The sequence below is a fragment of the Streptomyces botrytidirepellens genome (assembly GCF_003721215.1).
GTDB classification, from domain to species: Bacteria; Actinomycetota; Actinomycetes; order Streptomycetales; family Streptomycetaceae; genus Streptomyces; species Streptomyces himastatinicus.
The window spans coordinates 1-8,822 of record NZ_RIBZ01000738.1 but is presented as its reverse complement, the minus strand read 5'-3'; the positions used below and the strand labels follow the sequence as shown (position 1 = coordinate 8,822).

At 70.0% G+C, this 8,822-nt stretch carries 9 protein-coding genes; all 9 read right to left on the bottom strand.

Going from position 1 to position 8,822, the window contains the following annotated elements; genetic code table 11:
- Positions 1-65: 65 nt before the first annotated feature.
- Positions 66-1,244, bottom strand: coding sequence for a DivIVA domain-containing protein (locus tag EEJ42_RS37620; protein WP_123106673.1), 1,179 nt, complete (start codon positions 1,242-1,244; stop codon positions 66-68).
- A gap of 49 nt (positions 1,245-1,293) precedes the next feature.
- The gene (locus EEJ42_RS37615; RefSeq protein WP_009718667.1) at positions 1,294-1,590 is read right to left on the bottom strand and encodes a YggT family protein; all 297 of its coding nucleotides are present in this window, start codon (positions 1,588-1,590) and stop codon (positions 1,294-1,296) included.
- A gap of 73 nt (positions 1,591-1,663) precedes the next feature.
- Positions 1,664-2,278, bottom strand: a complete 615-nt coding sequence (locus EEJ42_RS37610) for a cell division protein SepF (RefSeq protein WP_123106672.1) — start codon at positions 2,276-2,278, stop codon at positions 1,664-1,666.
- A 123-nt stretch (positions 2,279-2,401) separates the two neighbouring features.
- Complete coding sequence (locus tag EEJ42_RS37605; protein ID WP_123106671.1) at positions 2,402-3,121, bottom strand: YggS family pyridoxal phosphate-dependent enzyme; 720 nt, start codon at positions 3,119-3,121, stop codon at positions 2,402-2,404.
- Between the two features lie 3 nt (positions 3,122-3,124).
- Entirely contained in the window at positions 3,125-3,856 is a 732-nt protein-coding gene (gene pgeF / locus EEJ42_RS37600; RefSeq protein ID WP_123106670.1) for a peptidoglycan editing factor PgeF, read from the bottom strand.
- A 43-nt stretch (positions 3,857-3,899) separates the two neighbouring features.
- The gene (gene ftsZ / locus EEJ42_RS37595) at positions 3,900-5,135 is read right to left on the bottom strand and encodes a cell division protein FtsZ (RefSeq protein WP_123106669.1); all 1,236 of its coding nucleotides are present in this window, start codon (positions 5,133-5,135) and stop codon (positions 3,900-3,902) included.
- Between the two features lie 277 nt (positions 5,136-5,412).
- A complete protein-coding gene (locus EEJ42_RS37590) occupies positions 5,413-6,210 on the bottom strand; it encodes a cell division protein FtsQ/DivIB (RefSeq protein WP_123106668.1) in 798 nt (265 codons plus the stop codon).
- A 13-nt stretch (positions 6,211-6,223) separates the two neighbouring features.
- Complete coding sequence (gene murG, locus EEJ42_RS37585) at positions 6,224-7,318, bottom strand: undecaprenyldiphospho-muramoylpentapeptide beta-N-acetylglucosaminyltransferase (RefSeq protein ID WP_123106667.1); 1,095 nt, start codon at positions 7,316-7,318, stop codon at positions 6,224-6,226.
- Between the two features lie 6 nt (positions 7,319-7,324).
- Entirely contained in the window at positions 7,325-8,620 is a 1,296-nt protein-coding gene (ftsW, locus tag EEJ42_RS37580; RefSeq protein WP_425473019.1) for a putative lipid II flippase FtsW, read from the bottom strand.
- Positions 8,621-8,822: the final 202 nt, after the last annotated feature.

Genomic DNA, 8,822 nt, shown 5'->3' with positions numbered 1-8,822 from the left:
GGGAGCTTGAAGCTCCCGGGCCCGGCCCTCGTGATTGCCGAGACGACGCGCCGACGCGCGCAGCGTCAGTTGTCGTCCTCGTCGATGAGGAAGCCCCGCATCGGGCTGGGCGCCTGCTGCATCGGCTGCGGACTCTGCGGCCGCACCGGTGCCATCGGCTGGGTCATCGCGGGGGACATCTGCTGCTGGCCACCGTACGACGACGCGCCGCCGTTCTGGTTGTGGCCGCCGCCCATCGACTGGTTGCCGCCCATCGTGTGGCCACCCATCGAGCCGGCACCCGAGGAAGCCATGGACCCGCTCATCGAGGGGGACGGCGGCAGCGAGGCGGTCGCGGGGGTCCGCGGCGGGGCCAGCGAGTCGTCGGACTGGTTCTCCAGCTGGCGCAGCTGGCTCTCCAGGTACGACTTCAGCCGCGTGCGGTACTCGCGTTCGAAGCCGCGCAGGTCCTCGACCTTGCGCTCGAGCGTGGCGCGAGCGGACTCCAGGGAGCCCATCGCGACACGGTGCTTCTCCTGCGCGTCCCGCTCCAGCGCGTCCGCCTTGGCGCGAGCGTCACGCTCCAGGCCCTCGGCGCGGCTGCGGGCCTCGCCGACGATCTTGTTGGCCTCGGAACGGGCCTCCGCGATCGCCTGGTCGGCGGTCTGCTGCGCGAGCGAGAGCACGCGCGCGGCGCTGTCGCCGCCCGGGCCCTGACCCGGCTGCGGCAGCTGCGGGCCGCCGGGACCACCGGGGCCGCCCATCGGGCCACCCATGGGCCCGCCGGGACCCATCGGGCCGTTCTGGCCCATCGGACCGGGACCGCCAGGACCACCGGGGCCACCAGGACCGCCCTGACCCATCGGGCCGGGCCCGTTCTGGCCCATCGGACCGGCCGGCAGCTGCGGGGCGCCGCCCGGAAGCTGGGGCGGGCCGCCCATCTGCTGCTGCTGTTGCTGCTGCTGCGGCGGGCCGGGCTGACCCTGCTGCTGCTGCGGCGGTCCGGATATGGCGGCGGGAACAGGGGCGCCGGGTCGCTCCTGCTGTTCCGGAGGTTTGCGCATGCCTTGCTGCTGCTGACTCTGTGCGGCGGCCCGCGTGGCTGCGGCCAGCTTGGCGCGCAGGTCCTCGTTCTCCCGCAGCAGCCGGGTCAGTTCGGCTTCGACCTCGTCGAGGAAGGCATCGACCTCGTCCTCGTCATAGCCTTCTCGGAGGCGGACGGTCGTGAACTGCTTGTTCCGCACGTCCTCGGGGGTCAACGGCATCTCTACTTCACCTCAACGTAGTCGTCGGCAATCGGCAAGACCGTATCGTTCACACCCTGCTCGCAAAATTGCTCACGACGGTGATCAGGATCCAGACGATGATCATCAGCACGAAGAAGGACAGGTCGAGCGCCACACCCCCGAGACGCAACGGCGGGATGACCCGCCGCAGCAGCTTGAGTGGCGGATCGGTCACAGTGTAGGTGGCCTCGAGGATGACCACCATCGCCCTACCGGGTTGCCACGAGCGTGCGAACTGGAAGACATAGTCCATCACCAGCCGGAAGATCAGCACGATCAGGAAGCAGTACAGCGCGATGTAGATCACCTGTAGTGCGATGCTCATCTCGCGCGTCCCTCTCCCCTGTTTCGTACGCGGCCTTGCGGCCTCGGATGACTCGGTGTTGCCGTGTTGCGTCTCAGCTCTGGTTGAAGAACCCGCCCTCTGCGATACGGGCCTTGTCCTCCGCCGTGACATCGACGTTAGCAGGAGACAACAGGAACACCTTCTGCGTCACTCGCTCAATGCTCCCATGGAGACCGAAGACGAGTCCGGCGGCAAAGTCGACAAGTCGCTTCGCATCCGTGTCGTCCATCTCCGTCAGATTCATGATCACCGGGGTGCCCTCACGGAAGTGTTCCCCGATAGTACGGGCCTCGTTGTAGGTCCGGGGGTGCAGTGTGGTGATGCGGTACGGCTCCCGCTCGGACACAACCTTGGGCATGATCACCGGTGCGTTCTTCTCCAAGTTCTGACGTTCAGGTGTGATAGACGCCACGGGGGCAATTCGCGCGGGTTGTCTGCTTTCCGTCACAAGCGGAGCCGGTTCGCGCTGTGCGGGGGGGTGGACGACTCGCACAGATTCGCCCCTCTCCGGCCGCGGTTCGGTCTCCACTGCCGAATGACGCCGACGCTCCCGCTCGGGCTCCGGCTCGGGCTCGAATTCGTCGTCGGGGTCGAACCCCCGGCCGTCGTACCCATCGTCCTCCACGAGGCCGAGGTAGACCGCCATCTTGCGCATCGCGCCGGCCATTCTCTGCGTCCTCCGCTCTGTGGTGGATCGGCTCCGCCACCGGATGCCTTGGATCCACGTGGCCTGCCCGTCTTTTGACGGGAATGACCATATTTTCTGCTGTGGTCCGACTTCTTCGCGACGTTACCGGAGCCTGGGGCGGACTCCGAGTACCGCAGTGCCGACGCGCACATGTGTCGCCCCCGCCGCAACCGCTTCTTCCAGATCTGAGCTCATTCCCGCCGAGACCATGTTCGCAGCCGGATGAGCCACGCGCAGGCCGGATGAGATTTCCATCAGCCGGTCGAAGGCCGCCCGGGGCTGGTCCGCGTAGGGACCGGCCAGCGGTGCCACCGTCATGAGGCCGTCCAGCCGCAGACCGTCGGCCGCCTCCACGGCCTCGGCCAGCGCGCCCACTCCGTCCGGACCGACGCCGCCGCGCTGCCCCCGCTCCCCGGAGTCCACGTCGAGCGCCACTTGAATCAAGACACCCAGCTCGCGCGCGGCCCCCACGGCCGCGCCCGAGAGCGCGTCGACCAATCGCTTGCGATCAACCGATTGCACCACATCGGCATAACTACATACGGAACGCACCTTATTGGTCTGCAATTGCCCGACAAAATGCCAGATCAGTGGCAGATCAGCGCATTCCGCAGCTTTGGGAGCGGCCTCCTGATCGCGGTTCTCCGCAACGTGCCGGACGCCGAGTTCCGCGAGCAAACGGACGTCGCTCGCCGGATACGTCTTGGTGACCACGATCAGGGTCACCTCTTCGCGCTTGCGACCGGCGGCGGCGCAGGCGGCAGAGATACGTTCCTCCACCTGTGCCAGGTTCGCGGCCAGTTCCGTCTTGCGATCCGTCACAGCTCAGCCGTCCAACCAGACATAGCTCGCGAGCCGCCCCGTCGTGCGGTCGCGCCGGTACGAGAAGTGGTCCGCCGATTCCAGCGTGCAGATGTGAGATTCTCCATCCATCTCCACACCGGCGCGGGCGAGTTGGGCCCGCACTCCGGCCGCCACGTCCACCGCCGGGGTGCCCCAGCTGGTCTCGGCCCAGGACTCGGGCACCGTTTCGGCGACCTCGGTGCGCATCGCCGCGGGGACCTCGTAGCACCGGCCGCAAACGGAGGGTCCGGTTCGGGCCACGATCCGGGCCGGGGAGGCACCCTGAGTGGTCATCGCCTCGACCACCGCCGGGACCACCCCGGCGACCAGCCCGGGCCGTCCCGCGTGCGCGGCACCGGCGACGCCGGCGACCGGGTCGGCCAGCAGCACCGGGGTGCAGTCGGCGGTGAGGACGGCGAGGGCGATCCCGCGACGCGACGTCACCACCGCGTCCACGCACGGGATCTCACCGGTGGTCCAGGGGCCCTCGACCACGGCGACGTCCCGGCCGTGCACCTGGTTCATCCAGACGACGGACGACGGGTCCAGGCCGAGCGCCTTGGCCGCCAGTTCGCGGTTGGTCCGTACGGCCTGGGGGTCGTCGCCGACCGCCCCGCCGAGGTTGAGCTCGTCATACGGAGCGGCGCTCACCCCGCCCCACCGGTCGGTGAAGGCGAAGTGCGCGCCGCTCGCGTCGTGCTGTTGCGCTATCACTGCGGGATCGCTTCAGGGTCGCCGTGGAGCCATGGCAGCGGGCTCACTTCAGGAAGTCCGGCACGTCCAGCTCCTCGGCCTGGCTGTCCTGGTAGGGACGGGCCGGCGGGACCTGCGGAGTGGACACCGGGGGCGGCGGCGGAACCTCGGCGACCGGAGCGGGCTCCGGGGCGGGCTCCTCCTCACGCGGAGTGACGCTGCCGAGGCCGCCGAAGGACGGGCGGCCGGCGTCCTGGGCGGGCGGACGGGGAGCCTGGCTGCCGGCGTTCTCCTCGCGGCCGCCGTTGTACGAGCCCAGCACCTTGTCGCGGTTCTGGTTCTTCGCGGGCGGCTGGCCGCCGTCGAAGCCCGCCGCGATGACGGTGACCCGGACCTCGTCGCCGAGCGCGTCGTCGATCACCGCACCGAAGATGATGTTGGCCTCGGGGTGGGCGGCCTCGCTCACCAGCTGGGCGGCCTCGTTGATCTCGAACAGACCGAGGTCGGAGCCGCCCGAGATGGAGAGCAGCACGCCCCGGGCGCCGTCGATCGACGCCTCCAGCAGCGGCGAGGAGATCGCCATCTCGGCGGCGGCCACCGCGCGGTCGTCGCCGCGCGCCGAGCCGATGCCCATGAGCGCCGAGCCCGCCTCGGACATCACGGACTTGACGTCCGCGAAGTCGAGGTTGATCAGGCCGGGGGTGGTGATGAGGTCGGTGATGCCCTGAACACCCGACAGCAGCACCTGGTCCGCCGACTTGAACGCGTCGAGCACGCTCACCTGACGGTCGGAAATCGACAGGAGCCGGTCGTTCGGAATGACGATGAGGGTGTCGACCTCGTCGCGCAGACCCGCGATGCCGTCCTCGGCCTGATTGGCGCGGCGGCGGCCCTCGAAGGTGAACGGACGGGTGACCACACCGATCGTCAGTGCGCCGAGCGACCGGGCGATGTTGGCGACGACGGGCGCGCCGCCGGTGCCGGTGCCGCCGCCCTCGCCCGCGGTCACGAAGACCATGTCGGCCCCCTTGAGGACCTCCTCGATCTCCTCGCGGTGGTCCTCGGCGGCCTTGCGGCCGACATCGGGGTTGGCGCCGGCGCCCAGTCCACGCGTGAGCTCGCGGCCGACGTCGAGCTTGACGTCCGCGTCACTCATCAGGAGGGCCTGCGCATCGGTGTTGATCGCGATGAACTCGACGCCCTTGAGCCCGACCTCGATCATCCGGTTGATGGCATTCACGCCACCGCCGCCGATGCCGACGACCTTGATGACTGCGAGGTAGTTCTGCGGTGCTGCCACGTCGAAGGCCTCTCGCCTCGAGTTACGTGTCGCCACCCCGCTGTTGTCGCGGTGCGCCGACTGATGCCGAATGGGACGGTTCCGATTGCCGACCCCAACCCTAACGCTGAAGTTTAGGGTTACCAGTGCCTCTGTTTCCCGGAGTCTTCGGAACAGGACACTAAGTCGACAAGTGGCGCGCGTTCAATGAACACGCCGAACCTCCCGCTTTTCTTTTCACCCTATGTGATCACCCAGTGGGCTAGCCAACCAGGGTGCTGGCCTGCTGGTATCCCCGTCAACTGCGGGACACCGCGGGCGCGCTCGGCGCGCTGACGTCGAAGTGACCGGCGTCGGGCCGCGCTTTCATGAGCGCCGTGAGCGCCTTCGCCTTCGCGGCTCCGCGCTCATCGCTCCCCCACGCAACGGTACGGCTCCGGGTCAGCTCCAGAGTGATCGAGTCGTACGAGCGGACCCGGACCGAGCGCATGTCCGTACGGACCTTCGCGGGGAGGCCGGCGACCACCCGGACGGCCTCGCGGCGCAGCCGCGCCGGGCCGAAATGGCGTGAACTCGGCGACCGGTCCGGCTCCATTTCGAGCAGCGGAACGTCCTTCGGCCGCTTGGCCAGACGGGAGAACCGCACGCCATGGGCGTCCACTTCGCGGAACTTCCCGCCCTCTTCGACAATCACTTCGGCCTTGCGTTCCGTCACATCAAGACTGATGGTGTGCGGCCATGACCGGGATACGTCCACTTTCGCTATCCGCGGCAGCCGGTCGCGCAGCCGCTGCCCGATCGCGCCGGTGTCCACGGCGACCAGGGGGGTGTCCAGCGGAACGTCCGCGGCCTCGCGGACCTCGTCCTGGGTGAGCACGTCCTCGCCGGTGACCGTCACCCGCTCGGCCCGCAGCCAGCTCGACCCGTACAGCAGCCAGCCGGTCCCGCCGCCCAGCAGGGCCGCGACCACGGCGGCGATCACCAGGGTGCGGCGGCGGGGCAGGCGGAACCTGCGCCGCGCCGCGAAGACGCGCGGGGGCGGGCCGGACGGCGACGTCCTGCGGGCGCCGCTCTCGGCGGTCGTCGGTCCGGCCACGCTCCCTGCCTTCTCACGCCTGGCGGCGTGCCGCGATTGCCTCGTACACCATGCCGACCAGCAGCTCGTCGGCGTCCCGGCGGCCGAACTCGGCGGCGCGCCGCGACATCTCGTACAGCCGGTGCGGGTCGCCGAGCACCGGGAGCACATTGCTCTGCACCCATTCGGGCGTCAGTTCGGCGTCGTCGACGAGCAGTCCGCCGCCCGCCTTGACCAACGGCTGGGCGTTGAGCCGCTGCTCGCCGTTGCCGATGGGCAGCGGGACGTAGGCGGCCGGCAGCCCGACGGCGGACAGCTCGGCGACGGTCATCGCGCCCGCGCGGCAGAGCATCATGTCGGCCGCGGCGTACGCGAGGTCCATCCGGTCCACGTACGGTACCGGGATATAGGGCGGCATTCCGGGCATGTTGTCCACATGCGGCAGTTCGTTTTTCGGGCCGACCGCGTGCAGGACCTGGATTCCGGCCCGCTGGAGGAACGGCGCGACCCGCTGGACCACCTCGTTCAGCCGGCGCGCGCCCTGCGAACCGCCGGAGACCAGCAGCGTCGGCAGGTTGGGGTCGAGGCCGAAGGCCGCCCGCGCCTCGGGGCGGACCGCGGCCCGGTCCAGGGTGGCGATGGAGCGGCGCAGCGGGATGCCCACGTAGCGGGCGCCGCGGAGCTTGCTGTCCGGGGTGGAGACCCCGACGGACGTGGCGTAGCGGGAGCCGATCTTGTTGGCGAGGCCGGGCCGGGCGTTGGCCTCGTGGACGATGATCGGCACGCCCAGCCGCTTGGCGGCCAGATAGCCGGGCAGGGCCACATAGCCGCCGAAGCCGACCACGCAGTCGGCCTTGGTGCGCTCCAGGATCTGCTCGGCGGCCTTGATGGTGCCGCGCAGCCGCCCGGGGACGGTGATCAGCTCGGGGGTGGGTTTGCGTGGCAGCGGAACGGCGGGGATCAGCCCGAGTTCATAGCCGCGCTCTGGCACGAGCCGGGTCTCCAGCCCGCGCTCCGTGCCGAGCGCCGTGATCCCCACGGTCGGATCCTGCCTTCGCAGGGCGTCCGCGAGGGCGAGCGCGGGCTCGATGTGGCCGGCGGTCCCCCCACCGGCGAGTACGACATGCACCGAAATTCACCGCTCTCCGGACGGCCGTTCCTTGACGCGCCGTCTCATCGTCTTCCGTCTCACCCGAGCCAGCTTCTTCCGCAAAGCAGGCTGCCGCATGGCCAGCGCCGCCCGTGCAGCGGGCTCGGCCCGTGCGAAGGCGATCAGCAGACCTACGGCGAACATGGTCGGCAGCAGGGCGGACCCTCCGTAGGAGAACAGCGGGAGCGGAACCCCGGCGATCGGCAGCAGACCGAGCACCGCACCGATGTTGATCACGGCCTGGGCCGTGATCCAGGTGGTCACGCCTCCCGCGGCGTACCTCACGAAGGGGTCCTCCGTGCGTCCGGCCACGCGGATACCCGCATAGCCTAGAGCCGCGAAGAGGACGAGCACCGACAGCGTCCCCGCCAGGCCGAGTTCCTCCCCGGTAATGGCGAAGATGAAGTCGGTGTGCGGTTCGGGGAGTTCACCCCATTTTTCCATGGATGCGCCGAGTCCGGAACCGAACCATCCGCCGTTGGCCAGAGCATAGATCCCATGCACCGCCTGCCAGCACTGATCGTTGGCTCCGGGCTCGGTGGCGCCGATGCAGGCGAGCCGGGACATCCGGTTGGCACTGGTCTTGATCAGCAGGATGCCGATCACCCCGGCGAAGGCGAGCACCCCCGCGAAGAGCCGGGTGGGGGCGCCCGCCAGCCAAAGCAGGCCGAAAAGGATCGCCGTGAGGATGATCGCGGTGCCCATGTCGCCGCCCAGCATGATCATCCCGAGCAGCAGGGCCGCCGCCGGGACGAGCGGCACCAGCAGGTGCTTCCACTGCGTGAGCAGCCGCTTGTCCTGCTTGCGGGCCAGCAGGTCGGCGCCCCACAGGACGAGCGCGAGCTTGCCGAACTCGCTCGGCTGGAGCATGAACGGGCCGCCGAAGGAGATCCAGTTCTGGTTGCCGTTGACCGAAATCCCTATCCCCGGCACCTGGACCAGGCACATCAGGAAGACCGAGGCGGCCAGCAGCGGATAGGCGAAGGCGCGGTGCAGCTTGATCGGCATGCGCACGGCCAGGAGCATCAGCGCGGCGCCGAGCGCCGCCGCGAAGAGCTGTTTGCGGAAGAAGTACGAGGGCGCGAGGCCCGACTGGAGGGCCTTGATCTGGGAGGCGGAGTAGACCATCACCAGGCCCAGCACGGTGATCAGCGCGGCGCCGCCGAGGATCAGGTAGTACGCGGTGAGCGGCCGGTCCCAGGCCTTCTTGGCGCGCTGCTGTGCGCCCCGCAGCGCGTCCAGCACGCTGCCCCTGGAGGGACGGCGGGGCGCGCGGATCACCGGGCGGCGGGGGGCCCTCGGCGGGCTCGGGCGGCCCTTTCCGGCTGCGGCCCTGGCCGCCGCGGCCTCGTCAGCCCTCGCCTTGTCCGCCCTGGCCCTGCCCGTCCTGCCCTTGTCCGCCTTGCCCTCTTCCCCGGGGGTCGCGGCCGGGGCCTTGCCGCGGCCGCCCTGCGGCCGTGCGGGCGCCGCGGACCGCTCCCCG

Bases quoted from the DNA above. Each gene is read 5' to 3' on its own strand.
- EEJ42_RS37620 (WP_123106673.1), bottom strand. From the start codon at position 1,244: ATGCCGTTGACCCCCGAGGACGTGCGGAACAAGCAGTTCACGACCGTC.
- EEJ42_RS37615 (WP_009718667.1), bottom strand. From the start codon at position 1,590: ATGAGCATCGCACTACAGGTGATCTACATCGCGCTGTACTGCTTCCTG.
- EEJ42_RS37610 (WP_123106672.1), bottom strand. From the start codon at position 2,278: ATGGCCGGCGCGATGCGCAAGATGGCGGTCTACCTCGGCCTCGTGGAG.